Source organism: Microcoleus sp. FACHB-672 (genome assembly GCF_014695725.1).
Taxonomy (GTDB): Bacteria; Cyanobacteriota; Cyanobacteriia; order Cyanobacteriales; family Oscillatoriaceae; genus FACHB-68.
On record NZ_JACJOU010000015.1, the window covers coordinates 18,070 to 42,830 of the forward strand.

The window sequence follows — 24,761 nt, forward strand, 5'->3', positions numbered from 1 at the left end:
CTTAAATTCAACCCTGTTTGTATGACAGCTTCTAAAAATGTCTTAGTCTGCCAAAACCGCACCTGTCGCAAACAGGGTGCGGCGGCGGTACTCGCCAGTTTTCAATCCCACGCCCCAGATGATGTTGCCGTCACCGGCAGCAGTTGTTTGGGACAATGTGGGAATGGGCCAATGGTGCTCGTCACACCCGATGAGGTTTGGTACTGCCATGTGCGCCCAGAAGAAGTGCCGGTGGTGGTTGAGCGACATTTGCAGGCGGGGAAGCCGGTGAAGGCAATGCTTTATCCCAAGTTTCATCCTCAGTCGTTGAAGTAAAAGTGTAAAAAACATGATTTGACTATCTTTAAAAGCATCGATTGGTTACAAAAAAAGTAGCGAATTAAGGGAAATAAAAAAATGGATGATGAATTTTCCTCGTGGCTTTGTCATGTTAAATTACTGGTTTGTAATCCAGATAAAAACTCCTGTCAGTCGGACTTAGTCTATTGCTCATTTCCTGCAAAAGCCTATGATCATTTACTGGGTTTTCAGAATGAAAAATTAAAAATAATTGCTATTTTTAATTTTCATCCTATGAATCATTGTGCTATCGCAGAGATTGATGAACCTGAACAGATTAAAGCCTCAATAAAGGTTTTAAGGGTTGAAGATGATTTGTCTAATTTTAGAATATGTGCTAAGTGGTTTATTAGAAGATTTAATTTGGTGGCATATTATGGGTTTGACGTAGAAACCGTAATGCAAATCGCAGCTAACAAACAAGTGGATATAATTTTAGTCAATACAGGTTATTCGGGTAAATATAGACAAGTGGATTGGATGGAGTATATCCGAATGTTAAAATCCAACCCGGAAACCGCACAAATTCCCGTTATTTTAACAATGTGGGGTCAAGTCATGGTAGGTGACCGGGACAGATACTTAGAAGAAAGTGGTGCTGATGATGCCATTCGGATGGAGCCTGCTAGTTGGGAACCCCTTGTCGAAAAAATAAAATATAACCTCCCTACGGACGATCCCACTCTAAACACGAGAATTAATTTAAGAAAAAGATTTAGCGGTTCCCGGACAATTAAAGTACAAAAAGAAAAAGAATCAGTATTAGACTTTCTAGCCTTTAAAATTTTCCAGCTCATAATATTGACAGCTTCTCTATTTGTTCCTTTAATTGATGCTATTTCCGGACGCGACAAGTCATCTAGGAAATGATCAAATAACTTATTTAATTCTAACTTATGGGTTGACTCATTTGTCACAACCATATTGCCTAGGGTGAACACAAAGTTCAGCAACTCACCTTTATCATTAACGACCAGATGCACTCTTGAAACCAAAGAAGCAGTCAACCGGCCAGTTGACTTCCCACTGAGGTTTAAAGGTTTGACAAAAGTTATCGACACTGAACATGGGACGGGCAGATGGATGAGAATTTAGCACTTTTAGGCTATCTATTTTGCCCTTTCTTGTCTCGAACTGATGTTAAAAATATGACTGAATTTGTTGCAAAAACACAAATATCGTGAATTTTTAACCGCAGATTCCGCAGATAAATTATTTATGTTTATCTGCGGTTCAAATAAAAAAACTTACGATTCCCCGCCCTTTAAAAAAGGCACATCCACAACTTCCCCTTCAATATCTCCAACGTGCACTTTCAAACCGGCACCCCCAGCTTTTGTACGGATATAAGCTAGACCAAATGGCCCTTGAGGGGTTTCTGTATAACTCGTGAGGGTTCCAACTTTCTCCTCATCTAGCGTCACTACAGTTCCGGGTTCTACCCTAGCACTTAGTCGAACGCCCCAAAGTTGCTGCTTCACGCCTTTGTAGGTTTCCAGACGCGCAATTGTTTCTTGACCGATATAACAACCTTTAGTGAAGGAAAGTGTTTGCAATAAACGCGCTTCTAGCGGATTGTAATCTTCTGTGAGTTCCCGATCTGGTGTGGGGCGTCCCTGTTCCACTCTCAACTGTTCCCAACATTGTTCACCCAGAGGAACCGCACCGGCAGCGGTTAAAGTCTCCCACACGGCGGCTGCGTTGCCTGCTTCGACAATTAGGGTGTAGCCGGCAACTGCTAAGCCACTGCCCACAGCCACACGCACTTGCGCGTCCCCTAGGGGTACTATCTGGTGGGTGCCATAAGGTTGGCCGGCAAGGGCACCGGCACCCAACTGATCCAGTAAAGCATCGCTGTTTGGCCCCATTAAACTGAATGCAGCCGTTTTTTCCGTCACATCCGTTAATTTCACCTTATCGGCAAAAAAGATATAGCGATCAAGCCACTGCATTAACTTGGAACGGCGATGGGGCGAGACAAGCAGCAGCACCGCATCTTCCGTAAGATATGCGGTTGCTAAGTCAATCGTGCGGGCAGTGGAGGTGACAAAAACCGTATCACAACCCTGTCCGGGCTTAAGGCTGTTGAAATCGTTTGTACTTTGATTGTGCAAAAATCGTAGCCGGTCAGCATCGCTAACTTGAATGCGTCCCCAGTGGGTGAGATCGCACAAAGCCACTGCTTCCCGCACCGCGTTGAGGGCGGCTGCATCGTTGCCAAAACTAACCGGCACCGGCACGCCAGAGGCCGATTCCTCAAAGGTTGCCCCACCGGCTGTTTGAAGTTCTTGTAATTCTTGAATCATGCTGTGCCTGAGCGGTTGTCAATGATTTCTGATGCTAGTGAAACGCAGAAAGCAAACGCGCATCTCATTCGCTATTTTATGCGAGCGAATGCCAATCTCCCTCAAAACTGGGAATTGGGGATTGGGCATGGGGCATGGGGGATTGGGCATGGGGCATGGGGGATTGGGCATGGGCAGTCAAAACTCCTATGCCTTGGGCAAGTTGGCAAAGACGTCTTGTACCAGTTGTTTTGCTTTGGCGTCTAGCTGGTTCCAGTCTACATCGCCGGTTTCATCGAGGAGACTGGTGTCAATTTCAACGTCCACACTCTCCATTTCAGCGTGGGTGGGCCTGTAGTTGTTAAAGCAGACCTGATAGCACAAATCCCACACATCAAAGGTCACTTGCCGGTCTTGATGTTGCAGACACAGCGTATAACCCGGATAGGGCGTTTGCACTTCTTGATAGGTGCCCTGCCAAGCTGATTCTTCCAGTTGTTTACGGATGTTGTCGATGACCCTGATTAGGGCCGGCTGCATCAACACACTAGCTTGTTGCCATGCAACTTCATTTTTAATTTTTGGCTTCATTTGCACACCGATCGGTATGGATAAAAAAGCAGACCTCGCCTCTTGCAAAAATCAACTATAGCGGATGCCCCTAGCGCAGGGTGTGCGTCAACAGGCTGCGTTCATCTTCTACAGGCTGCGATTAAGAAAAAAGATATCGACTGTCTGCAAGAGGTTTAGTCTGCCCACGCCTATCCAAAAAGTTAATCAGAGTCAGCTAGGAAGGTTATAAGCGCGGTAGAGGAGTCTTACCGGCATCCCCTTCCGTGCCGGTGTTCGATGGGGGTGGAGTCTTGCCGGCATCTGGCTCAGTGCCGGTGTTGGGTGGCGGTGGAGTCTTGCCTGCATCCCCTTCCGTGCCGGTGTTGGGTGGCGGTGGAGGTACTTGATCCGCGCTTCCATCCTTTGATGGAGGCATGGGAGTGGTTTCACCCGGGTTGGAATAAGTTGACTCACCCACCGGCTCTAGCAAAGCTTTGAAAAAGTAAACCCGATCACAATATTTGGTCTCACTATTACAGACAGTCTCAACCGCAATATTGCGAACGTTGGTGACATCAACCGACAGAGACGCTTTTTCTCCTGGCCCGACTGTCACCGTTTGAGAAGCATCTTGTTCTCCATCTAAGTAAACTCTAATCGTATTGGCAGGGCTACCCCGGTCGTTATCTCGCATTCCAAACTCTAATTGCAGCGTTTGGAAGTCATATTCGGAAGGCTTCGGTTCGTCAGACTTAATCCGGCACGTCATGCCCGAAAATTCGGAACCGGCTCCCATATACAGATAAGAGGTGTAAACGGCTCTGCCTACAGATACATTTGAAGTAATCCGACGCCAGCGACCAGGGCCGGTGCTGACACAGCGAGCATCAAACAGGGAAATAGGTCGTCTTGCCTCTGCCTGTGGGGTTGGCAATAGCGAAGGCACTATCACCAAAGACAGCACCACACCGAGGAAAAGTTGAGCAATCGACTTGTTTTTTTGCATGGGCACGGGACTGTACAGTCACGCTAACAGGTTTAAATCTCCCTAATAATATCGAATCGCCACCGGCAGTCGCGGCAGTATTACCGCTTCTTTACCTGAATGCTGAGTTTCTGACTCCTGAGTTAAGTCCCACACCCCATGCCCTATGCCCCACGCCCCTACCTTTAGGTTGGCGCAGCCTTGTCCCATGCCCCATGCCCCATGCCCCATGCCCCATGCCCCATGCCCAATGCCCAATGCCCAATGCCCCTCTTACCGCTTTGTCGTCCACACGTTGGTGAACATCATTAGAAACGCACCAATTACAATGACGATAGCAAGACCGCCAGCAATGGCATTTAGCAAATCAGTATTTTCCATTGGTTTGTTGAGATTTCAGATAAACTAACAGCCTAGCTTATCGTTTTCTATGATGTTTGACCTTAATACCGTTTCTGAATTCTCCCGCAATCACTGCATCAGCATCTGTGCGTTTCTGGTGCCGGCCAATCTGGTGGCAACCCTGGCTACAATCGTTTTAACCGCCCTGCGTCGCCCTAAAGCACAGGTGTGGAAAGCGGCAGCCATTGCTGCCATTCCCGCTCTGGTGATGGTGTTTCATGTGATTACTTGGTTTATGATTGGTGTGGTCATGGCTCCCACCTACATCCTGCTATGGCTTGCAGCGACCTGTCTGAGCATTAATTTATGGGCGATTTCCCATCCGCAAAGTATGGTTCGACTGCTCAAATGGGCATGGGGGATGATTTCACCGGCATTTCAACGTCGGCATCTCACATAGAGTAATTCTTTTGTGTGAAATTTCAGTTAGAAGTAATGAAAGATAAATTTCTTGATTGGCTAAATCTGTTTTTAGTGGCGGATGTCTTCCTGGTGTTGTTTAGCTTCGCTTGGCTGGCAGCTGCGGTGATCGGGCGCGGGGCTGGGGTTCCGCTAGGACTCGATTTATGGTACAAGCTTTGGCAGCCGGTTTTTACTCCAGCCATCGGGATTTTGATGGGCGGTGCGATTCTTAGTGGCATTATCAGTCAGATTACTAAGCGGCTGAAATCTAACTAAGAGCTAGGTAATGAGAATGCCGGCTTCATAGGTGAAATGATATTCTGAATACGTTTCAGGTTAGAGGAGTTGCTAAGTGGAATGCAGCAAAGTTCAGCCCTGAAATTGGCCAGCCTTTAGGGGACAATTGGCGGTTTAGACAAGCGCTTTCGCTGAGGGCTTAGGAGATTTTTAAGGTGGCCAGAATGCGATATCAATCGCATTTAAGCCTTACCTATTTTTTGGAAATGAGCGGAAAGTTGAGAAATTCGCAGAAACACCGTGGGAAACAGAAAAGCCAATTTATTAGACAGTCTTCTAACTCATTTAAGCTAGGGCATTTCTGAGCCTAAAGTTAATATTTTTTTGCAGAAAAGGTTCATTAATGATACAATATATGTAGATAAAATAAAGTTGCTAATGGCGTCTAATTTTCAACCACTTCCCCGGCTCAAAGCTAAGCAAATACGGGAGTATGGGAAGCAATATTATATTGATGATCAAGGGGTTCGTTTACCCAGTGTTACGACGATTCTGAGTGCTACGAAACCTCAAGAAGATAGAGACCGGCTGGCGCAGTGGCAGCAGCGTGTGGGTGTGGAAGAAGCTTATCGCATTTCTTCAACGGCGGGACGCAGAGGAACCGGCACTCACAAGCACATTGAACGCTATCTGTTGGGTGAGGAGGTTACCTGTCCAGAGGGCATCAAACCTTATTGGGAAAGTGTTGAGCCGGTGTTGCAAGAGATTGAAGATGTGCGATTGGTTGAAGGCAATATTTTTCACTACGATTTGCGATATGCCGGCAGGGTAGATTGTGTTGCGAGTTATCGCGGTGTTCCCTGTGTTTGTGACTGGAAAACTGCCGATTATCCTAAAGGTTCAATTGAGCGTTTGTACGATTATCCGATCCAATTAGCCGCCTATGCCGGCGCAGTGAATCATTCTTATAAAGATTCCGGGATTGAGATCAATCATGCAATGTTAGTGGTGGCAATTCCTGAAATGCCGGCTGAGGTGTTTTGGTTTGAGCCGGCAGTCGTGACAGATTTTTGGTGCCGGTGGCAAGAAAGAGTGAAAACTTTTTGGCAGCGTCAAGGCTGGTAAAGCTGTAGGAAACATTTACTTTTTTCCCTACAGCTACGCCAATTAAAAACCACTCTTTTACCTACAGCAGAAAATCGATAAATTTGTCCAATTTTTCACTATTCTCTAAAGCCGTTTCCTCGCCTCTCCTTTTTAACTTTTTCAAATTCTCCTCTGACACATTATCCATTTCTGCCATTGCATCACTATCCTGAATAACCGTATTAATTCTCAGGTATTGTTCTGGGCTTTTGATGCTATCAAAAACCTGGATTAATTGATAATCTACGGTTTCGGCGACCCCCGTCATAATAATATTAATAATTGGGCTGACCCATTGAATTTTTCCCCAATCTTTTGCTTCAGCGTAAGTGTAGGATTCTTTAATGTCGCCCGTTCCTAAGGATAAAACCACCATGTCTTTTGCCGTAGGATTCCCTTCGGATGAATCTTCCGGTGTCGGTTTTCGCTGTAATTTTGTTCGAGCTTCGGCATAAGCACAAAGTGTTGGGTTATTTGCAAAAACTCCTCCATCGATATAAGGATAGCTTTTAGAGGCAAGCGATGTAATTTTTGCTACTTCAAAAAACGTGGGCGCGGCAGAAGTTGCTCGCGCTGCATCTCTAACAAAATAATTTTGATCTAAATCTTTTTTGGCATCATGCTGAGTAAAAAATCGACTTCTTCTTGCTTCAATATCATAAGCAGTAATTAAACACGGCTTGAGTAATTCGCTCAGTTTTTTATCCTTAAAATAGTCTTTTAACAATCTTTCCAAGGGTTCCGACGGGTATTTTTCATCGGTAACTCCTGCTAAAGATTGCAATTTTTTAAAGAACGGAGCTTTAAAAATTTCGCCTCCTCTCTGTAGATAAATATTGACTGCTTCTTGGGCAGTAAATCTGGGTCTAGGTCGATTGTTTTCATCAGGAAACAAGTAAATGCAGGTTAAAATTCCCCCTGTACTGGTGCCGGCAATTAAATCGAAATAATCAGCAATTCTTGCATCTGGATTGCCTGTCCGATTCTTAATTTTTTCTTCCAGTGTTACTAAAACCTGTCCTGGTATAATCCCTCGAATTCCGCCCCCGTCAATTGAAAGAATTCTGGTGTATTTTGACATAGCTATTTAGCTTCCCTAGCAACTGCTTTTTGTTATAGTAGCAGGTAATGGATGCCTTTTGTTTTTACCGTAACAGATGTTTAAATATGCCGAATATTAGCTCATAAAAGCTCCTTTAAGCCAATTTTTCGAGCTGCAAGCATATAGCGGAAAATATATTCTATCAGCTCAATATAATTGTAAGCTGTTGCTTGGGAATCAGCCCAAACAGTGACTCCGTGATCTCGGATGAGCAATACCGGCACTTGTGGGGGCGCAACCTGAAAACGCGTGCGAATGTCAGCGGCAATTTCAGGCACTTGGAAATGATTTTCAAACATCGGCACGGTTACTTTAGGATTTTCCTCCCAAATTCCCAGCCCTTTTAACATTTCGATTGTCGGCAAAGGTAGCCCCTCATCATTGCTCATCCGAGAGATTAAATTTGCTTCAATTGAGTGAACATGATAGCAGGCTTGGGCTTTGGGAAAACAGGCATAAATCGCTTCATGAATGCTTGTTTCAGCAGAAGGGCGGGCGTCAGGATGGGGTTGCTCTAGCACTGTACCATCGAGTGCGATGCGGATAAAATCATTAGGTGTTAAATGCCCTTTATTGCGCCCACTGGCGGTAATCCAAAAGCTGCCATCGGGCACCCTTGCCGAGAGGTTGCCGGCGGTGCCAACCATCCAGCCTTGGGTGTAAAAATGGCTAGCTGCTGCAATTAAATTTTGTCTTGGATCGGTGTTCATCGATATAATAGTTGTGAGTTGATGAGTCTTGAGTGCTGAGTCAGAGAAGAGAGAGTTTTTACAGAAGTTTCATATTCATTCTGCTCCTCCCTCAACAAAGACAAGATTTTATTACTTAAGGGGATTACGAATATAGCCCCAAATGCCGCCCCGGAAATTGGTTTCAACGACGGGATTGGCAGAGGAATCGTATCCTACAGCAGTTTCCCATTTTCCGCCCACGTTGACCAGTGCCATGCCATCAGAAAACGAATAAGCATTGTCAAATTGCGGCTGAAATACAAATTTGCCGGTTTTATCAATAAAACCGGCTTTGTTGCCAATTCTTACCAGCGCTAACCCTTCTGAAAAAGGTTCGGCTATAGTTTCATCGGCATTGTCTACGCCATAAAATTGCGGCTGAATTACGAGCTTTCCTGTTTTGTCCATATAACCCCATTTTCCACCCACGCTCGCTGCGGCTAACCCTTCTGAAAATGAGAGAAAACCCTCAACTTGTTGGGGAGATAAGACAAAGTTTCCGGTTTTATCAAGATAGCCGGTGCCGACCTTTGCTAAGCCGTCGGAAAAAGGATAAGCAAAGCTATAGAGTGGCTCAATAACAAAGTTTCCCGTTTTATCAATATACCCCCACTGGGAAAGAGCGCCTTCTCTTTCTGGGGGTGCGTAGACAGCGGCTAACCCTTCGGAAAAGGAATAAGCGATTTTAAATTGGGGCTGAATGACGAGGGTGCCGGTGGTGTTAATATAGCCGTATTTTTCGCCAATTTTGACTCGCGCCATCCCATCCGAGAAAGCATCAGCCGCATCAAATTGCTGCGGGCTAACGAAGGTGCCGGTTTTGTTGATATAACCCCATTTTTCGCCGATTTTTGCAGGGGCTAACCCATCAACAAAGGAACTGGCAGAAGTAAATTGGGGTTGAATGATGAAGTTGCCGGTTTTATCGATATAACCCCATTTTTCGCCGATTTTTGCCGGCGCTAACCCTTCAGAAAAGGAACCGACGTGATCAAATTTGGGTTGAATGATGAAGTTGCCGATTTTATCAATAAACCCAGATTTGGTATCAACTGTTACCATTGCTAGTCCTTCGGAAAAGGAAGCTGCCCAATAAAATTGCGGCTGAATGGAAAATAACTCGCTGCAGGCAACATAGTGTTTAGGAACTACATTTGAGAGACGTAATGCCTGAGAAAGCATCGCGGCGACTTCCCCTCTCGTTGCCTCTTGATTGGGTTTTAACTGTTTGACATTAGGATAATTAACAACCAAAAGTCCGGCGGTTGCTGCTGCGACTGCATTGATGGCGTAGTCGGGAATTTGCATCGCGTCTTCAAAATATTTCTTGAGAATTTCCGAAGAATTTGCAGGGGCGGTATATTTTAGCCCATTTGCTAAGATTACCAATGCTTGTACTCGCTGCAGTTTTCGCGCCGGCTGAAACGTTCCATCAGGATAGCCGGTAAAAAATTCTTTTTCATAAGCCGTTTTAACCGCTTCGTAAGCCCAGTGAGTTGCCGGCAAATCTTTAAAGGTAATAGCGTTGCGTTTTTTTTCTATATTCGGGAACGCTTTGCACATCAAAACAGCAAATTCTGCACGGGTAATGGTTGCATCGGGGCGAAAGCTGCCATCTGGGTAGCCACCAGCTATTTTTAGCGTTTGCAGTTGGAAAATACACGCTTGCGCCCAGTGCTTTTCAATGTCAGAAAAAGAAGATTCCATAGGGTTAGATGGGGGGATTCAGATTTGGCATTGAAGCTTATCTCTAAAATTTCTCTAAAACTTAAACTTTTTTCCACCGGCTGCTCAACTGTTTCCGGATATCAACAAAATCATTCCAGGTAATATAAGGCTTTTGCCGCTCATCTAGATAGTCTGCAAGACGATCTCGCGCAAAAACCAGAGATGCTTGCATTGCCATATTTAAATCTGTAACTGAATCTCCAATGGCTACAAATTCATCAGCCTGATATTGCGCCATCACCGGCACCTTTGCCAGCAACTCTGTTTCTCCTTCAAAATCTGAGTGCACTTGCAGATATTCACTGCTCGTCTTCACATCTACAGCATAGATGGCATGGATGCGATTTAACAGGGGTTCAAGCACCGTTTGTACGATCCCCCGCACTCCTCCGGAAACGACAACAAAAGGCACTTCTTCTGCATCCAAGAAATCAAGTAATTCGACTAAACCTGGGCGCAGCGCTTTGGCGCGGGCGAATTCAATAATTTCGGGATATCTTCGTGATGGGATAGATTCTAATAGTTGACGCACGCCTTCTCGCAATGTTAATCGCAAGGCATACATTTCGGGCATGAGTTGAGCGGAAAGTTCGGGGGTAAAGTGCTTGAGCATTCCGACAAAGGTTTCTTCTGCGGTGATGGTGCCGTCAAAGTCACAGAATACGATTCTTTTCATTTTGTTGTGTAGTGTGATTTTTTTTGTATTTTCTCATAGACTGGGGGGTTAAATTTAGGAAAATATGGATTTTTAAATTAACCACAGATGCACACAGATAAACGCAGATGGATTATTCTTTTGGTGGCTAGGTTTTTAAGTTTTGATGGGGGATGATTGCGATAGGAGGCTGCCGGCTAAACCGAAATGATCAGAAGGAAAGACTTTTGGATGTTTGGGAGAAATGGGTGTTTTTCCTAACATTTCGATGGACTCTGGCTGCCAAGTGAGCGAATCTGAGCGGATAAAGATTCGATCAAAGCGGACTTTTCTTTCTTTTCCTTTCCGCTCAAGTCTCATGATATTAATATCTGTATCTTCCGTGTAACCGGCTTCTTCGGTTCTCAAAGTTGCCCACATATCTTGGTAGCTGCTATCTATATTATCGTTTTCGCTTTTCCAAGAAGAACAGAAGTTAAAATCTCCCATGAGCAAAGCATGAGGTGAATCTTGAATGAGGGGGAAAATTAAAGAAAGCTGTTCGGCGCGGAGAGGTGCTGAAGATTTTTGACTTTCTAAATGTACGGTTGCAATTTTAATAACTTCTCCATTCACACACAATTCAGAAATTAATAATGTGCGGTTCATGGAGCTAGGTAATTTATAAAAAGATAACCGGCTGATGGGAATTTTTGACAGAAATAACACCCCGTAGGGAGTAACTGTCACTCCTATAGCATCAGAAATATAGTAACTATTTCTCACCCATTCTTGCTGTAAAAGAATTTTCAAAAAGCTGGGTGTAACTTCTTGCAAACTGATGACATCTGCATCGCAATCATGTATAATTTGCAGTAAAGCTTCGCAACGTTTTTTGCGGTAATATTCTGAAAACCAAACATTATAAGTAACCAGCGTTAATTGAGTAGCGGTAATATTAACGCCGGCATCGACATCATCCACCCAAGACCGTTTTTTCCGATTAAATTTTTGTGGGGTTAGTTCTTTTCCCAACCTTAACTTCATTCGCTCAGGTTGCGCCCCACTTTTCAACAGCACGGCGCAACGGGCCATTTGGTAAAGACTCCACCTCAAAAGCTTTATCGGCATCTAACCATTCCAGCGCTTCAAAGAAAGCTTGAACCCCAGCCGCTGCCCCATCTGGGTGATCCATGATCCCCGTACCGGCATTAAGAATTACCTGCTGCCCATAATCTGCCAACGCTTTTGGGACAATTCCGGGATGGATGCCGGCAGAGGGAACGGGAAAAACATTACGAACACGCAAAATATCCCGAATTTGGGCTTCCTCCCCCGCATCAAAGGGCAAACTGCCATAGTGGGCGGGATAGAGCACCGCATCCGCCCCGGCATAAGCCATTAGCGTCCCCAACACCACGGAGTACGCCATGCCATGTTCAGGGGCGGCGCATAGGGCACCGGCAAGGGCTGGATGAACAAAAACCGGCACGTCAATTTCTGGATCAGATGCCAGTTGTTGCAAGACTGAAAAGCCGTAGGAAAGCACGTTCAGCAGCAGGGCATTTGCCCCTTCTGCCACGAGACGTTTTGCCATTTCTACCGGATTTTTGCCCGTAACGTTCACCGCATAAAGCACGGTACGCCCGGTTTCTTGCTTCACCGCATCCAGCACTTTGCGGCAAGCCTGCAAGCGTTCCAAAGTGGGTGCGCCGGCCAAGTCGCCCATGATTTCATCATCTTTAATAATATCGAGACCGGCACCGGCAACCTCTTTTAAAATCGCGGCATGATCTGCGGCAGAAAGACCCAGGGCCGGTTTAAAAATGGCCATAATTAAAGGCCGATCCGTCACACCCAGACGTTCCCGAATGCCGGTGATCCCCAACTTGGGAAGTGTGCCATAACCCTCTGGCAGCCGTAGCGCCACGACTTTTGCCGCACCTGCCATCGAATATTTCCCGAAAATCATCGTCAGCAGACTGGGGATGTCGTTCTCGACATTCGCCACGGGAAAACGGATTGTCGCCAAACTGTGCCCAGTCGCTTCGCTACTGACGGCAACAACTTCAGCTAAATGCGAACGCAGCGACTCTTCACGGTGGGCAAAACGGGCATCCCAAGTGCCGACAGTTTGCCCAACTGCAATCATTTTGGCTTGTCGTGAGGCATCAACGCCGGGAGGAAAACGGTAGTCTACTTCAATCGTCATCGGTCAATTGTCAGGGATCAGGTGTGACTGTCTTCGTAGTTGTGGGAGTGATAGGGATTAACTGACAGCCGCCAAAGGACGGAGGCGAATTTCAGTGCCGGTGTACTCTGGTGTCCATCCCTCCTTGCCGATGAAGTAGCGCACTGCTTTAATGCGGCGTCCCTCTGTGAGATAAAACCAGTGTTCGGTGCCGGCAGGTACGTTGATATACTCTTCCGGCTGCACGGTTAGTTCCACTTGACTCCCATCCGGGCGCACAAACCCAAACACCCCTTCGCCGGCGATGATATAGCGCACTTCGTCATCCGCGTGAGTGTGGCAAGGCTTGAATTTAGACAGCAAGGTGTCCAGATTGGGGATCTCTGGATGCAGTACAATCAGGTCGCGAGATTGATAGCCATCGGTGCGTTGAAGTTCCTCGAAATAGCTATCAAGGTCTTGCAGCACTTGCTCTTTTTCGGCATCACTCAGCGCATCTTTGGCAAGCAGGGCACGAGTTTCGGGATTTTCCCCCACCGGCCACCGGCTGAGCTTAATATTTAAAGGCGCTAATTCAGCGGTAATCTCAATCAGATCCGTGAGTTGGGTGCCATTTTCGAGTTGCAGAATGGCCATAGCGCACCTCCGGTTAGTTATACAGATAAGCTCAGTGGGCTGAGCGGAACACTGACAACTGTATCAAAAATTCCCCTGGTTTATCGAGTTTAGATGCTGTCATTGTTAGCCGGCCCTGGGTTTAAATCAAGTGCGGCAACCACCGCTTCACAATTCTTAAGAATATCGATTTTGGACTGTAGCGCAGCGCGATGTGGCCGGCACCTGTAAAGCAAGCAGCAAACTTGGCCGCCTCTTCAGCTTATTTATCCCAGAAAAAACCAGACTCTTTAAGAGGATTTTGGATACAATACAATCGGTATCTTTAAAAGCAACTTTGATGTAAAGCGGCACAAGATAACTGAACTGAACGTCCTAGTGAGCAGTGCTGGGGGAAACAAAGTCCTTTAAGTCTGTTTTCAGGTAATGCTCATTCCCTAGCCTTTAGTAGACATCTTTTTTAGGAGTATATTTTTACAATCATGCAGTCTTTTAAATTAATGAAAAAAAGAACGCAAAACGTCAATAATGATGAAAGCATGATAGTGCTGGGCGTTCATATGTCAGGAGTAATCGGTTGTGACGTAAAACCGCTTCATCTCCCGCGTGCTGTTGTAGAGAAATACTTTAAGTCGCCGCAAGCGAGAATTGCCATACAAAATTGTATAGCACAAGCGAAAGATAACCCCTTGCAAGTTTACCGACCAAACATTCAAATTCGAGTGCAAGTCACTCCAGGGATTGCACTCGCCATTAAAACCGGCAACATTCAATCAATCTTGGGTCTTCAAGAATTTATCGAAGAGATCAAGAAGGAAACCGATTTTTTAACAGTCATAGGGCGTTCTGCAAAAGAAGATGAACTTTTAAAAATTTAAAGTGAACCCAAGGTTAAGCCCAATAAAATGAACTTGTAAAAATTTGATTTGAATAACGCCAATTAACCACTGAATTCTTAACAGTAATTAACTGAAAACCAGCAACACCGCATAGCCAACTGCACCCAAAGCAAACGCCCAAAACTTGCTTTGACGTTGTTCTGGCAATTCTTCTTTAATGACATTGAGAATAATTCCGCCGGCTAAAAAAGCAAAAAGCACCGCCAGTGCAGGTTTGTGAATGGGAATAGCCACGCCCATTACCCACCCCACAAGAATTGCAGATGCTAACACCCAACGACCCAATTTATCGTAGGTGGATTTGTGATGTTGCCGCAGGCTGTGATCGTTCACCAGAAAATGCAAAGCCATCGCCATAAAAAAGAAGAAAAGGCTAAGCCAGCCCGGTTCTTCGCGGTGAACAACCAGGTATCCAATTAAAGCGTTATAAGCAGCAAAGGAACCAATATGCAGCCAAAATACTTCTTGACTTGTCACATCTGCGTTTCCTTCTTCCAGATTCTGCCGGCGTGACACTATTGCCAGTTGTTCCAACCCGTAAAATACGGCAAATCCTAACAAAGCGATGAGGTAAACATGGTGTTCTAAAAAGCCAAGGATAAAAATATTTGTCTTTTCAACTGTATGTTGTCCCTCGCTAAGTTCGGGGAAAATATGAACAAAAACATAAGCCACAGAAGCGCCGCCGGCAAACGAAAGCCAGCGATGGCGAGGAATGCTATCAAGAAAACGCAGCCGGCCTGAGAAAAGATGCACAATGGCTAGCCCAGCCGCAAAGAGAAAGTAAAGCATAAATAAAACTTTTACTGATACTTATTGAGGCAACGGCGTTATTGTAGCTTGAGCCGAACTCTAGCATTCAGCTTCTATGCCAATCTCTATAATCTCACCCTGTCTCTGGCAACAAAACTTTACAACCTTTAGATAGAGACGATATTTTAATAATATCTATCTTAAGATGGATACAAGTTAATACTTTGTACTAGCAAAAAATGATAGCTTCCTGAATAGGGCTTCGGCAACTGTTGAGTCTTCCCAAGTTTATTTTAGGCGAAAGTTCTGTGAAGTGTCAGGTAACGGCCCTGTCCGCTTTTAGAATTCATCTTCTTCTACTTCAGCGTTACATAGCACTCGATTTTATTGAAAACAGACAAGGCCATATAATTTTGCTGAGATAGGTTTCAACATAGGTTTCAACAACAGCAATCAATCACAATCTACACCCAAAGGTAGTTTACCTGTTAGCGATCCCAAGGTTAAGTTTATTAATATCAATGAAAATGAAATTGCTTGAGGACAGAGATATGACAATAGAAAAAAAGCCAGTTTCTAAGCATGAAGCTAATGAGAATCCTTTAATCGATAGTCCTTCAACAACCCCCCACTACGATAGAGGACTGATCCCGGCTGAAGTCGCTGCCCGCGAAGAACGGGAGCATGATACCTTCAGACACACTCCTTCCAAAGAAAACGACCAAACCGCCGTAACTGACGATCAAACCGATCCAGAGAGCATCAACACCACCGCCGGCTACTCAGTAGACAAAGAAGGTTTGGTTGATAACTTTGCCATTGAACCGGAAATGTACATCAACGAACCTGGTGACTTGCGCGAAAAAGAGGAAGCCCTCAAAAGAGAACACGCTCAAGAACTCAAAGACGCCAACCAAGACGAAGACGGGAAGCTGACAATGGATCGTGATGACCGTCCGAAGGGTCAAGGTCTGATCTAAATTAAAAATTCTGTCTAATTTATTTCTCACAATAACGCTATCACCCGCCTCGCATGAAATTCCAGGCGGGTGATTCTGTTTGGGCACACTCTAGGACACGATTCGCTTAAGCAGAAAAAAAGTCTCTGCGATGCCTTGCCAATTTGGTTTAGCGATTGGATAAGCTGATAGGTTCTTGCGGTAAATAACAAACCAGCAACTTTAGGAAGTAGATAGGAAGAAACCACTCCATGCCAGGAATTCTTGCTAGCACATAGTTGTTCAGCACAATGCCACCCATATACAACAAAATTGATTCTGCACGCTGGAGGGAGAGGGGCGAGAGAAGGATGATAGTTGCTGCGATAATCAGGTAACTGTAGGCAAACAAAAAGTATGCCCAATCTCCCCCTGAATATAACCAGGCGATGACTGCTGGGTGAAGATGGAATGCGATAAATAAGAAGTGATATTTAAACCCGTGTTCTGGCTTATGGTGCCAATGCTTAGTCGTTTGGGTAACGTTGATTATCGCCCCGCCCACTAGATCGAAAGCAATGATCGCAGCGATAATCAGTTGCACTACATTCCATCCGATTTCATTTAGAACTGCATAAAGGGGCACGGCAACCGCAGCTAGAAGGGAAGGAATTAGCCCTAACAATATCTCTGGTACGGGCATACCAGGCCCAACAATTAAGTCCCAGATTCCCAGCAGTCCTTGTCTAGGGTTCTGCAAATCATTTATATCTGTTTTCAGTTCACTCATGGTTTTGTTTATTCTTCCAAGTTTCTCAATTTTAATAGATTCGTATATGGCATTAAGTAACAGGGATGGTTTGCCTCTCAAATTAACCTATTTTTATTTTTATTGAAATAAAGCTGAGCTACAAAGCTGTTTTTTATTTGGATTGGATTTTTTATAATATTTCTTTTTAAAGGTCATGCCGGCTATCATTACAAACAGACAATGCCGCACCTATCATCCTACTTTTGAGCGCGAACAAAGAATTTTGTCGTATCTTCCCAGACTCCTTGATTCGTTGCGAGTTTTTGAATTGCGGCGCTATATTCAACTTGGAAGCGCTCTATTTGTTCGGGTGACAGTTTATACAGCAGTGGATGGCCTTTAAAGCTTAAATTAATTAGCTTCCACGATAATTTGTCATCACTAAAACTACGATGCCGGCCTGATGGCTCAATTTTAATTTGGATGTCTCTAAAACCTGCTTGCTGTAGCAAATTTTGACATTTTTCAGGAGTGCCAAGTGGTTCGAGGATGTGTGGCAGCGATACACCCAAAACTCTAGCGCAGATATTTTTATAAACATCTGCCAGATAAGCCGTTTCTGGCGGAGAGGTAAATGCAACAAACCCTCCTGGTTTAAGGAATCGATACCACTTTTGCAAACTCGCAGGGATGTCAGTAAAAAGGACAAGTGCCTCACAGCAAAAGATGACATCAAAACTACTATCACTAAAGTTTATAGATTCCGCATCTGCCTCAATTAGTTCGATGTTTTGCAAGCTGGCAGCTTCAACCTTTTCTCTAGCTTGATGAAGCATTCCAGGGGTCATATCTATGCCAATGACATAACCCTCTGAACCAACTTTCTCAGCAGCAGGAATCGCAACTAAACCTGTTCCAGTCGCAACATCAAGGATTTTCTGCCCCTTCTGAATCGGCACAGATTCAAGTAGAAGTTTGGCTTCTAGTGGATGACGAGTCCCTTCCTCCCGATCATAGACAGTTCTAGAATTGTAAAGTTCTATTATCAACTGCTGATAAGCATCCATAACTCTTTGAAGTGGCAATCATTGTGAGTATCGCTATATTACTTCAATGTGGAGTGAGCCGGTGAGCAGGCAGACGGTAGATACGGAGGGGCTATCGAAGCAAGCTGCCGGCACTTCAGAGGAGTTGGAGAGTTTGGTGGAATCCTTGGGGTAGTAGTAAGATGGAAAAATGAATTCAAGGTTGTTTTATGTCAAATCCTGAATTATTGGCTCAACTTCGCCAGTTATCCCATGCTGAGAAGGTTGAAGTGATGCAGTTTTTAACCGCTGAATTAACGAAAGAAGAAGGTTTAAAGTCCTTAGATAATGCCGCTGTTTATCGTGCTTGGTCGCCTTATGATTATGGTGACGCTGCTCAGAAATTAATGAGCTTATTAGAACAAGAAGAAACGACAGAAAATGCGAAATGCTAAACGATTTCCTTTTATCGAACGAAAGAATCAAGCAGGAGAAGCTAATGTTTTTCCCTGCGTACCTATAACTTTAAACTATCGGGATTGTGTTTCGGAAGTTGTTGGCTTGTTGGATACGGGATCGAGCCTTAATGTTTTACCGTACTATGTTGGTTTAGCGTTAGCAGCAGTTTGGGAGGAACAAACGCTTTCTATTCCGTTAGCAGGTAATCTTGCACCAGTGGAAGCAAGGGGTTTGGCTCTTTTTGGACTACTTAGCGATTTTCCACCTGTTCGTTTAGCTTTTGCTTGGGCGAACTCTAACGATCCGCCTATTATTTTAGGTCAGTTAAACTTTTTTATGGAGTTTGATGTCTGTTTTTATCGTTCACAGTTGGCGTTTGAAGTGTGTCCTAAGTTTAGAGATAGTTGAGATTATCAAGCTTCTAAAATATTGCGTTGCAGGCAAGTCATAATCGCTTGAATCAGGTGGGGTTGGAGTGAGAAGGTGGGAATAGTGAGATGGTGTGTGCCGGCAATCAGGCAGATTGTAGCGTCGAAGTCAATTTTGAGTTCTGGGAGGGTGCGTGGTTTGCCTTCTGTGGATTTAGGGCAGTGGAGTTTTTGATGAGTTGCCGATAGATGTCGGCGGCAGGGCTATCACGGTTATCGAAGTACGCTGCCGACAGTTCAGAGGAGTTGGAGGGTTTGGTCGAGGTTGGTTTTGGTGAGTTAGCTTTGTAGGAGTTGGGTGAGCTGGAGGAGGTTGAGGATTGGGATGTCGCTATGCTATAAATATCAAGCTAGCTTCACATTAACTCTCTATGGCTGACACTTACCGCTCTATTAAAGAATTAATCAATGATTTGGAAAGAGGAAGGATTAGAATTCCGTCTTTTCAACGAGGTTTTGTTTGGGAACCTAGTCGAGTTTCCTACTTCATCGACAGTATTTATAAAGGTTTTCCTTTTGGCTCTGTATTACTTTGGAGAACTAGGAACCCTTTAAGAACTGAAAGGAATCTAGGCCCTTATAAACTCCATGATAATGATCCAGAATATCCAATAGATTATGTACTAGATGGACAACAGAGGATCACTTCTATTTTTGGAATATTTCAAAATTCTCTTACTGCTGAAGATGGTGAAAAGACTGATTGGACTCATCTGTTCTTTGAATTAAATAGCAAAGAATCTGTTCCGTTTCAATATTTGGAAGATTATACAAATTATGATCCTACAAAGTTTTTTCCACTAAAATATGTTTTTGACGCTCCTAAATATAGACAAGTAACTAGAAAATTAGATGAGATTATAGCACAACAGATAGACGATCTAGTTGATAGATTTAACACGGCTCGGATTCCTGTAGAACGGTTTGAAAATGAAGAACGAAAATATGTTGCAACCGTTTTTGAGAGGATCAATCGGCAAGGGGTCGAATTAGATACTTTTCAGCTTTTATCTGTGTGGAACTGGAGTGAAGATTTTGACTTGCAAGAGAAGTTTAGAGATCTTGCTGAAGAATTGGAACCATTCGGCTTTAAACAGGTTGGCTCAGATCTACTTTTAAAATGCTGCTCTGCGGTAGTAATGAATAGTGCAGATCCAGAAGATTTTTTGGAACTTCCTGGTAGTGCCGTTAGAGAAAAATTTGATGAAATTCATACAGGCATATTTAGGGCTATTGACTTTTTGAAGGATGAGCTAAATGTTTTTTCTCTTAAGCTTTTACCAATGGAAAACATATTAGCCGTTTTATCATCGTTCTTCGCGTCGTCACAGAAACAGCCACCGCCTGTACCTCACGAGCAATATCAAGCTATCAAGAGATGGTTTTGGCGTGCCTGTTTTTCTCAAAGATATGCAAGGGGAGGAGCTAAGAGTACCGATGTAGATTTGGCAGAAGTACAAAATCTTAAGGCTGGCAAACCTCATAAACTTGAAAACTTTGACGTGTCTTTAGAAACTCGCTTCTTTCTCGAAAACTCCTTCCGGATGGGTTCAGTTGCAACAAAAACCTTTATTCTCCTTTTAGCACAAGAAAAACCGTTAAATTTTATTTCAGGTACGAAGATATCTTTGGAAGATGTTTTATCCCAAGGTAATCGAAAGGAGTTCCATCATATTTTCCCCAAAGATTACTTAGAAAAGTTGAACAGGTATAAGGATGAGCAAATCAATTGTTTAGCAAACTTTTCATTGCTTGCCAGAGCGGACAACAATAAAATCAAAAATAAACCACCTAGCCAATACCGCACATTAATGCCTGCTGATTCGCAAACTTTCCATAAAATAATAGCAACACATTTTTGCCCTACCAATGCGTTCACAGATGACTACGATAGCTTTCTAGGATTAAGAGCTGAATTGCTACTGCAAAAAGCAAAAGAATTGTCCCAAATTGTTTAGTTTGTAAAGTTCTTTTAATCTAGCTATCCGTTCATACATTTTTTTGAAATCCCACTGTTGCAAACTGGCAGGAATGTTAATCAAAAGTACAAGTAGATCAGAGCAGAAAATGGCATTAAAACCCCTATGTCTAAAGCTTAGGGATGCCGCATTTGCTTAGTTAATTCGATGTTTTGTAAGCCGGCTGCTTTAACCTTTTCTCTAGCTTGATGAAGCATTTCAGGATTCATATCTATACCAATTCGGCTAAACCTTAGATCTTGCAGCGACTTCAACAGCACCTTGTCAATAGCACCTCGCAAACCGGCCCGAAACTTAACCAGGCTAATCGCAAAAGTTCTCTTGAAATAAAAGTGGACAATAGCCAAAGGCTGAGCTTTTGGGCTGGTTCAGATGCGACAAACCCCGACACCGGCAACCGGCAGCCGGCTCAAACCCTCTTCGCTCCCCATAAAGACCGTGCTAACCTATACAGCATCGTTAAACTAATTAATAATCCTTTAAGTCTCGCTCACAACCTGGCCACCCAGCCAAAATGGTTCACATCAAGCGTCTCGAACTCACCAACTTTAAATCCTTTGGCGGCACAACAGCGATTCCGCTGCTGCCGGTGTTTACCGTCGTTTCGGGACCCAATGGATCGGGCAAATCAAATATTCTCGATGCGCTGTTGTTTGCCCTCGGACTTTCTACCTCCAAAGGAATGCGGGCGGAACGTTTGCCCGATTTGGTCAACAATACGCAAAACCCTCGTGGCACAATCGAAGCCAGCGTCACTGTCACCTTCGATCTCACCGATGAACCGGCTTTCCTAGAAGAAAAAGAGGATCAAGAATTCTGGGGAGAAACGGAAAATGGCAATGGAAAAAGCGCCGAACCCGAAGAAACGCCCCCACCGGCACTCCCCTCTCCCCCTTCTAGCAGTGAGTGGAGTGTGACGCGCAAACTTCGCGTTACCAAACAGGGCACCTACACTTCCAACTACTACATTAACGGCAGCCCCTGCACCCTCACGGAACTGCACGAACAACTGAACCGGCTGCGAATTTATCCAGAAGGCTACAACGTCGTACTCCAGGGGGATGTCACCAGCATCATTTCCATGAACCCCCGTGAACGGCGAGAGATTATTGACGAACTCGCCGGCGTCGCAGCTTTTGATCGAAAAATAGTTCTTGCCAAAGAAAAGTTAGACGAAGTTAAAGAACACGAAGAACGTAGCCGTATTGTCGAAAAAGAACTGATCGCCCAGCGAGATCGCTTGGCATCGGATCGCAGCAAAGCGGAAAAATACCAAAAGCTGCGGGTAGAACTCCACGAAAAAGAACAATTAGAAATTGTCCTGGTGTGGCGTCAGTTGCAACAGCAGGAGTGGCAACTTCGAGAACATATCGAAGCCGGTGAGCGTACTTGCAACGACCTTACAGCCCAAATTAGCACCCTTACAGAAGAAATTTCTCAGGCAACGGCTGAACTCGACCGGCTTAACGCTTGCGTCAAAGCCTTGGGAGAAGAAGAACTCCTCTCGGTGCAATCTACCCTAGCCAGTCAGGAAGCGGAAAACCGGCAACTGCAAAACCGCCGGCAAGAACTGGAAACCGCCCAACGGGAAACAGAAAATTACCTTTCACAAACCGAGAAAAAAGTCAAAGAATACCGGCAAACCCTCGAACAACTCACCCAACAGCATCTTCTAGAGACAAAAGCCCTCGCCAGCCGGCAACAAGAACGGGATCAAGCCCAGCAAACCCTCAACGAGCTGCGAGTAAAATCTGAAACAAGCGCCGACGCCTCCGAAGCCTGGGTGCAACAGCAAACGGAACTGCACCGGCAGATTGAAACCCTCCAGCAAAGCCTTAATCCCCAGCGCACCGAACAAGCGAAACTGCGGGAACGTGCCGATCAGCTAGAACGCCAACTCCAAGAGCAAAGCCAATCTTTGCAAACCTTGGAGGTTGAACTTGCCGGCAAACAAGCTCATCTCGCAGATAACCAACAAACGCGCCATCCCGTATCCCAGCAGCAGGTTGAATTCTTAACCCAGGCTGTTGCCGCCGCTGAACAAGAACTGCAAATCCAGCAAGAAACCCAAAAGCGCCTGCTAGGCGAACAGCGGGAAAAACAGCGCCAGCTTGATAAACTGGAAGCCCAAGCCCAAGCCATGCAAGAAGCCACCGGCACGGGTGCCAGTCAAGTGATTACCGCCGCCGGCATCCGAGGCGTATGTGGTTCAGTTGCCCAGTTGGGACGCACTGAACCCCGCTTTCAGTTAGCCTTGGAAACCGCTGCTGGGGGGCGTTTGGGAAATTTAGTCGTAGAAGATGATAGCGTTGCCGCCGCCGCGATTGCACTGCTCAAACAAAAACGAGCCGGTCGTGCCACCTTCTTACCCCTGAATAAAATTCGTCCGGGCCGGTTTTCCCCGCTGAATCAGTTAAACCAAGCCTTGGGATTTATTGACTATGCGATCAATTTAATTGACTGCGATCCCCGCTATGACGACGTTTTTGCTTATGTTTTCGGAAATACCGCCGTTTTCGATATTTTAGATAATGGCCGTCGCTATCTCGGCCAGATTCGCATCGTTACGCTCGAAGGCGATATCCTCGAAAGCACCGGCGCAATGACCGGCGGTAGCAGCGGCAGTGCCGGTTCACGCTTGCACTTTGGCACCGGCACCGCCACCGAATCCGGCGAAATCCCCGCCTTACGCTCCCGTTTGCAAGAAATTGAGCAAATTTTAGAACGCTGCACGGCAGCGATTACCCAAGCCACCGCAGCCGTAAAAGCGCGAAATCAGGAGCTAATAGAAGCTAAACAGCAGCAGCGGGAAAGCCAGTTAAAAGCTGAGCAAACTCAAACAGAAATCAAAAATTTAACCGCGCAACAAGAGCAATTGCGCTTACAACTGGTTAAAAATAACCAAGAGCTATCCGATGCTCAAGGCCGACTGTATATCTTAGAAGTGGAGTTGCCGGCGCAAGAAGCCCAGCTGCAACAACACCGGCAAGCCTTAACCGAACTCGAACAATCGCAAACTCATAGCGAATGGCAGCAAATCCAAGTCAGCATCCGCGCTCAAGAAGTCAAAGTGAATGACTGTCTAAAAGCCGTGCGCTTAGTTGAACAAACACTGCAAGACTTGGAAAATCAGCGCCAGCGTATAGAAGAGAAAATTCAAGAAAGCCACCAACGGCTGGAAGAATATAACTCCCAGCGCTCAACTCAGCAACAGCAAAACTCAGCACTCACCACTCAACACTTAGCACTACAGCAGCAAATTGTCCAGACAAAAGCATCACTGGCTTTGTTAGAAGAAAAGTTAGGGGAAGAGAAACAGGCGCGGGATCAGGCAGAATCTCAACTACGAGAGCGGCATTTAGCTAAACAACAGCGGGACTGGCAGCTGCAAAAACATCTGGAAAATCAGCAAGCGCGTCGGGAAAAACTGGAAACCCTGCATGAAGAATTGCAGGCGAAACAGGCGGAATTGCCCGATCCCCTGCCGGCAATCCCGGAAAAAGTCGATGCCAAAGACCTTTCTGCCTTACAGCAAGACGTGCGTTCCCTGCAAAAACGCTTGCAAGCAATGGAGCCGGTGAATATGCTGGCGCTAGAAGAATATGAGCGCACCCAAACCCGTCTGGATGAATTAAGTCAGAAATTGGCAACATTGGAAGGCGAACGTACGGAACTGCTGTTGCGGATTGAAAACTTCACAACCCTGCGACTGCGTGCGTTTAAAGAAGCCTTTGACGCCGTTAACGAAAACTTTCAGACGATTTTTGCCGAACTTTCAGACGGGGATGGCTACCTGCAACTGGATGATCCCGAAGATCCGTTCAGTGCCGGCCTGAATCTCGTCGCTCATCCCAAAGGGAAGCCGGTGCAGCGCCTCGCATCCATGTCTGGGGGAGAAAAATCTCTCACCGCCCTCAGCTTTATCTTTGCCCTGCAACGCTACCGTCCGTCTCCGTTCTATGCTTTTGATGAAGTTGATATGTTCTTAGATGGAGCAAATGTAGAGCGATTAGCTAAAATGATCAAACAACAAGCACAACAGGCGCAATTTATTGTCGTCAGTCTCCGCCGGCCTATGATTGAATCTTCTGAGCGTACCATTGGTGTTACGCAGGCCAGGGGAGCCTACACGCAAGTGATTGGACTGAACCTACAGTCTAAAAGTGCATCTGTGTGATTT

The 24,761-nt window shown here is 45.2% G+C and carries 25 protein-coding genes; 11 read left to right on the plus strand and 14 right to left on the minus strand.

Annotated features, from left to right (window positions below):
• The first annotated feature begins 21 nt into the window (after positions 1 to 21).
• Both H6F56_RS10025 and H6F56_RS10030 read left to right on the plus strand, forming a co-directional pair.
• Positions 22 to 315: a (2Fe-2S) ferredoxin domain-containing protein gene (locus H6F56_RS10025; protein ID WP_190667416.1), complete on the plus strand. Its 294-nt coding sequence runs from the start codon at positions 22 to 24 to the stop codon at positions 313 to 315.
• An 81-nt stretch (positions 316 to 396) separates the two neighbouring features.
• Positions 397 to 1,209, plus strand: a complete 813-nt coding sequence (locus tag H6F56_RS10030; RefSeq protein ID WP_190667418.1) for a hypothetical protein — start codon at positions 397 to 399, stop codon at positions 1,207 to 1,209.
• Between the two features lie 377 nt (positions 1,210 to 1,586).
• Here the strand turns inward: H6F56_RS10030 and H6F56_RS10035 are convergent, their stop codons facing one another.
• The 4 genes from H6F56_RS10035 to H6F56_RS10050 all read right to left on the minus strand — a co-directional run bounded on the left by H6F56_RS10035 (position 1,587) and on the right by H6F56_RS10050 (position 4,419).
• Positions 1,587 to 2,645, minus strand: a complete 1,059-nt coding sequence (locus H6F56_RS10035; protein ID WP_190667420.1) for a YgfZ/GcvT domain-containing protein — start codon at positions 2,643 to 2,645, stop codon at positions 1,587 to 1,589.
• Between the two features lie 186 nt (positions 2,646 to 2,831).
• The gene (locus tag H6F56_RS10040) at positions 2,832 to 3,215 is read right to left on the minus strand and encodes a hypothetical protein (protein WP_190667422.1); all 384 of its coding nucleotides are present in this window, start codon (positions 3,213 to 3,215) and stop codon (positions 2,832 to 2,834) included.
• 205 nt (positions 3,216 to 3,420) lie between these two features.
• On the minus strand, positions 3,421 to 4,182 hold the full coding sequence (locus H6F56_RS10045) for a hypothetical protein (RefSeq protein ID WP_206753396.1): 762 nt from the start codon (positions 4,180 to 4,182) through the stop codon (positions 3,421 to 3,423).
• A 42-nt stretch (positions 4,183 to 4,224) separates the two neighbouring features.
• Complete coding sequence (locus H6F56_RS10050) at positions 4,225 to 4,419, minus strand: hypothetical protein (protein WP_190668226.1); 195 nt, start codon at positions 4,417 to 4,419, stop codon at positions 4,225 to 4,227.
• A gap of 172 nt (positions 4,420 to 4,591) precedes the next feature.
• Between H6F56_RS10050 and H6F56_RS10055 the strand changes: the two genes are divergently transcribed.
• From H6F56_RS10055 to H6F56_RS10065, 3 genes are all read left to right on the plus strand, one after another.
• Positions 4,592 to 4,963 (plus strand): hypothetical protein, encoded by a 372-nt coding sequence (locus tag H6F56_RS10055; RefSeq protein WP_309236492.1) that lies wholly within the window; start codon positions 4,592 to 4,594, stop codon positions 4,961 to 4,963.
• Positions 4,964 to 4,998: 35 nt separating this feature from the next.
• Positions 4,999 to 5,241, plus strand: coding sequence for a hypothetical protein (locus H6F56_RS10060; RefSeq protein WP_190667427.1), 243 nt, complete (start codon positions 4,999 to 5,001; stop codon positions 5,239 to 5,241).
• A gap of 399 nt (positions 5,242 to 5,640) precedes the next feature.
• Positions 5,641 to 6,327: a PD-(D/E)XK nuclease family protein gene (locus H6F56_RS10065; RefSeq protein ID WP_190667429.1), complete on the plus strand. Its 687-nt coding sequence runs from the start codon at positions 5,641 to 5,643 to the stop codon at positions 6,325 to 6,327.
• A gap of 61 nt (positions 6,328 to 6,388) precedes the next feature.
• Here H6F56_RS10065 and H6F56_RS10070 read toward each other — a convergent pair whose 3' ends face one another.
• The 7 genes from H6F56_RS10070 to H6F56_RS10100 all read right to left on the minus strand — a co-directional run bounded on the left by H6F56_RS10070 (position 6,389) and on the right by H6F56_RS10100 (position 13,370).
• On the minus strand, positions 6,389 to 7,429 hold the full coding sequence (locus H6F56_RS10070) for a patatin-like phospholipase family protein (RefSeq protein WP_190667431.1): 1,041 nt from the start codon (positions 7,427 to 7,429) through the stop codon (positions 6,389 to 6,391).
• A 101-nt stretch (positions 7,430 to 7,530) separates the two neighbouring features.
• Positions 7,531 to 8,160 carry a methylthioribulose 1-phosphate dehydratase gene (gene mtnB / locus H6F56_RS10075; RefSeq protein WP_190667433.1) on the minus strand — a complete coding sequence of 210 codons (630 nt, stop codon included), beginning with the start codon at positions 8,158 to 8,160 and terminating at the stop codon, positions 7,531 to 7,533.
• A 111-nt stretch (positions 8,161 to 8,271) separates the two neighbouring features.
• Positions 8,272 to 9,888, minus strand: a complete 1,617-nt coding sequence (locus tag H6F56_RS10080; RefSeq protein ID WP_190667435.1) for a WG repeat-containing protein — start codon at positions 9,886 to 9,888, stop codon at positions 8,272 to 8,274.
• Positions 9,889 to 9,949: 61 nt separating this feature from the next.
• The gene (locus H6F56_RS10085; protein ID WP_190667436.1) at positions 9,950 to 10,585 is read right to left on the minus strand and encodes an HAD-IB family phosphatase; all 636 of its coding nucleotides are present in this window, start codon (positions 10,583 to 10,585) and stop codon (positions 9,950 to 9,952) included.
• Positions 10,586 to 10,720: 135 nt separating this feature from the next.
• Positions 10,721 to 11,638, minus strand: a complete 918-nt coding sequence (locus H6F56_RS10090) for an endonuclease/exonuclease/phosphatase family protein (RefSeq protein WP_190667438.1) — start codon at positions 11,636 to 11,638, stop codon at positions 10,721 to 10,723.
• On the minus strand, positions 11,595 to 12,755 hold the full coding sequence (locus tag H6F56_RS10095; protein ID WP_190667441.1) for a RuBisCO large subunit C-terminal-like domain-containing protein: 1,161 nt from the start codon (positions 12,753 to 12,755) through the stop codon (positions 11,595 to 11,597). The genes H6F56_RS10090 and H6F56_RS10095 overlap by 44 nt, the downstream gene beginning before the upstream one ends.
• Before the next feature lie 57 nt (positions 12,756 to 12,812).
• On the minus strand, positions 12,813 to 13,370 hold the full coding sequence (locus H6F56_RS10100; RefSeq protein WP_190667443.1) for a 1,2-dihydroxy-3-keto-5-methylthiopentene dioxygenase: 558 nt from the start codon (positions 13,368 to 13,370) through the stop codon (positions 12,813 to 12,815).
• A gap of 461 nt (positions 13,371 to 13,831) precedes the next feature.
• On the opposite strand from H6F56_RS10100, the gene H6F56_RS10105 reads away from it, so the two are divergent.
• A complete protein-coding gene (locus H6F56_RS10105; RefSeq protein ID WP_190667445.1) occupies positions 13,832 to 14,227 on the plus strand; it encodes a hypothetical protein in 396 nt (131 codons plus the stop codon).
• Between the two features lie 87 nt (positions 14,228 to 14,314).
• On the opposite strand, the gene H6F56_RS10110 is transcribed toward H6F56_RS10105, so the two are convergent.
• The gene (locus H6F56_RS10110; RefSeq protein ID WP_190667447.1) at positions 14,315 to 15,040 is read right to left on the minus strand and encodes a hypothetical protein; all 726 of its coding nucleotides are present in this window, start codon (positions 15,038 to 15,040) and stop codon (positions 14,315 to 14,317) included.
• 512 nt (positions 15,041 to 15,552) lie between these two features.
• On the opposite strand from H6F56_RS10110, the gene H6F56_RS10115 reads away from it, so the two are divergent.
• Positions 15,553 to 15,981 (plus strand): hypothetical protein, encoded by a 429-nt coding sequence (locus H6F56_RS10115; protein ID WP_242031944.1) that lies wholly within the window; start codon positions 15,553 to 15,555, stop codon positions 15,979 to 15,981.
• A gap of 148 nt (positions 15,982 to 16,129) precedes the next feature.
• On the opposite strand, the gene H6F56_RS10120 is transcribed toward H6F56_RS10115, so the two are convergent.
• Both H6F56_RS10120 and H6F56_RS10125 read right to left on the minus strand, forming a co-directional pair.
• Complete coding sequence (locus tag H6F56_RS10120; protein ID WP_190667449.1) at positions 16,130 to 16,729, minus strand: hypothetical protein; 600 nt, start codon at positions 16,727 to 16,729, stop codon at positions 16,130 to 16,132.
• 218 nt (positions 16,730 to 16,947) lie between these two features.
• Positions 16,948 to 17,757, minus strand: coding sequence for a class I SAM-dependent methyltransferase (locus H6F56_RS10125; RefSeq protein ID WP_190667451.1), 810 nt, complete (start codon positions 17,755 to 17,757; stop codon positions 16,948 to 16,950).
• A gap of 188 nt (positions 17,758 to 17,945) precedes the next feature.
• On the opposite strand from H6F56_RS10125, the gene H6F56_RS10130 reads away from it, so the two are divergent.
• From H6F56_RS10130 to smc, 4 genes are all read left to right on the plus strand, one after another.
• Complete coding sequence (locus tag H6F56_RS10130) at positions 17,946 to 18,170, plus strand: hypothetical protein (RefSeq protein ID WP_199312720.1); 225 nt, start codon at positions 17,946 to 17,948, stop codon at positions 18,168 to 18,170.
• Entirely contained in the window at positions 18,157 to 18,582 is a 426-nt protein-coding gene (locus tag H6F56_RS10135) for a hypothetical protein (protein WP_190667453.1), read from the plus strand. The genes H6F56_RS10130 and H6F56_RS10135 overlap by 14 nt, the downstream gene beginning before the upstream one ends.
• Positions 18,583 to 18,973: 391 nt before the next feature.
• On the plus strand, positions 18,974 to 20,560 hold the full coding sequence (locus H6F56_RS10140) for a DUF262 domain-containing protein (RefSeq protein WP_190667455.1): 1,587 nt from the start codon (positions 18,974 to 18,976) through the stop codon (positions 20,558 to 20,560).
• Positions 20,561 to 21,095: 535 nt separating this feature from the next.
• Complete coding sequence (gene smc, locus H6F56_RS10145) at positions 21,096 to 24,758, plus strand: chromosome segregation protein SMC (RefSeq protein WP_190667457.1); 3,663 nt, start codon at positions 21,096 to 21,098, stop codon at positions 24,756 to 24,758.
• Positions 24,759 to 24,761: the final 3 nt, after the last annotated feature.

What these genes read in the sequence shown, in the direction of transcription:
- H6F56_RS10065 (WP_190667429.1), top strand. Translation starts at nt 5,641, where the DNA reads ATGGCGTCTAATTTTCAACCACTTCCCCGGCTCAAAGCTAAGCAAATA.
- mtnB (WP_190667433.1), bottom strand. Translation starts at nt 8,160, where the DNA reads ATGAACACCGATCCAAGACAAAATTTAATTGCAGCAGCTAGCCATTTT.
- H6F56_RS10125 (WP_190667451.1), bottom strand. Translation starts at nt 17,757, where the DNA reads ATGGATGCTTATCAGCAGTTGATAATAGAACTTTACAATTCTAGAACT.
- H6F56_RS10100 (WP_190667443.1), bottom strand. Translation starts at nt 13,370, where the DNA reads ATGGCCATTCTGCAACTCGAAAATGGCACCCAACTCACGGATCTGATT.
- H6F56_RS10025 (WP_190667416.1), top strand. Translation starts at nt 22, where the DNA reads ATGACAGCTTCTAAAAATGTCTTAGTCTGCCAAAACCGCACCTGTCGC.
- H6F56_RS10090 (WP_190667438.1), bottom strand. Translation starts at nt 11,638, where the DNA reads ATGGCCCGTTGCGCCGTGCTGTTGAAAAGTGGGGCGCAACCTGAGCGA.
- H6F56_RS10095 (WP_190667441.1), bottom strand. Translation starts at nt 12,755, where the DNA reads ATGACGATTGAAGTAGACTACCGTTTTCCTCCCGGCGTTGATGCCTCA.
- H6F56_RS10070 (WP_190667431.1), bottom strand. Translation starts at nt 7,429, where the DNA reads ATGTCAAAATACACCAGAATTCTTTCAATTGACGGGGGCGGAATTCGA.
- H6F56_RS10045 (WP_206753396.1), bottom strand. Translation starts at nt 4,182, where the DNA reads ATGCAAAAAAACAAGTCGATTGCTCAACTTTTCCTCGGTGTGGTGCTG.
- H6F56_RS10080 (WP_190667435.1), bottom strand. Translation starts at nt 9,888, where the DNA reads ATGGAATCTTCTTTTTCTGACATTGAAAAGCACTGGGCGCAAGCGTGT.
- H6F56_RS10030 (WP_190667418.1), top strand. Translation starts at nt 397, where the DNA reads ATGGATGATGAATTTTCCTCGTGGCTTTGTCATGTTAAATTACTGGTT.
- H6F56_RS10110 (WP_190667447.1), bottom strand. Translation starts at nt 15,040, where the DNA reads ATGCTTTACTTTCTCTTTGCGGCTGGGCTAGCCATTGTGCATCTTTTC.
- H6F56_RS10060 (WP_190667427.1), top strand. Translation starts at nt 4,999, where the DNA reads ATGAAAGATAAATTTCTTGATTGGCTAAATCTGTTTTTAGTGGCGGAT.
- H6F56_RS10055 (WP_309236492.1), top strand. Translation starts at nt 4,592, where the DNA reads ATGATGTTTGACCTTAATACCGTTTCTGAATTCTCCCGCAATCACTGC.
- H6F56_RS10130 (WP_199312720.1), top strand. Translation starts at nt 17,946, where the DNA reads ATGTCAAATCCTGAATTATTGGCTCAACTTCGCCAGTTATCCCATGCT.
- H6F56_RS10040 (WP_190667422.1), bottom strand. Translation starts at nt 3,215, where the DNA reads ATGAAGCCAAAAATTAAAAATGAAGTTGCATGGCAACAAGCTAGTGTG.
- H6F56_RS10085 (WP_190667436.1), bottom strand. Translation starts at nt 10,585, where the DNA reads ATGAAAAGAATCGTATTCTGTGACTTTGACGGCACCATCACCGCAGAA.
- H6F56_RS10120 (WP_190667449.1), bottom strand. Translation starts at nt 16,729, where the DNA reads ATGAGTGAACTGAAAACAGATATAAATGATTTGCAGAACCCTAGACAA.
- H6F56_RS10115 (WP_242031944.1), top strand. Translation starts at nt 15,553, where the DNA reads ATGACAATAGAAAAAAAGCCAGTTTCTAAGCATGAAGCTAATGAGAAT.
- H6F56_RS10035 (WP_190667420.1), bottom strand. Translation starts at nt 2,645, where the DNA reads ATGATTCAAGAATTACAAGAACTTCAAACAGCCGGTGGGGCAACCTTT.
- smc (WP_190667457.1), top strand. Translation starts at nt 21,096, where the DNA reads ATGGTTCACATCAAGCGTCTCGAACTCACCAACTTTAAATCCTTTGGC.
- H6F56_RS10105 (WP_190667445.1), top strand. Translation starts at nt 13,832, where the DNA reads ATGCAGTCTTTTAAATTAATGAAAAAAAGAACGCAAAACGTCAATAAT.
- H6F56_RS10135 (WP_190667453.1), top strand. Translation starts at nt 18,157, where the DNA reads ATGCGAAATGCTAAACGATTTCCTTTTATCGAACGAAAGAATCAAGCA.
- H6F56_RS10140 (WP_190667455.1), top strand. Translation starts at nt 18,974, where the DNA reads ATGGCTGACACTTACCGCTCTATTAAAGAATTAATCAATGATTTGGAA.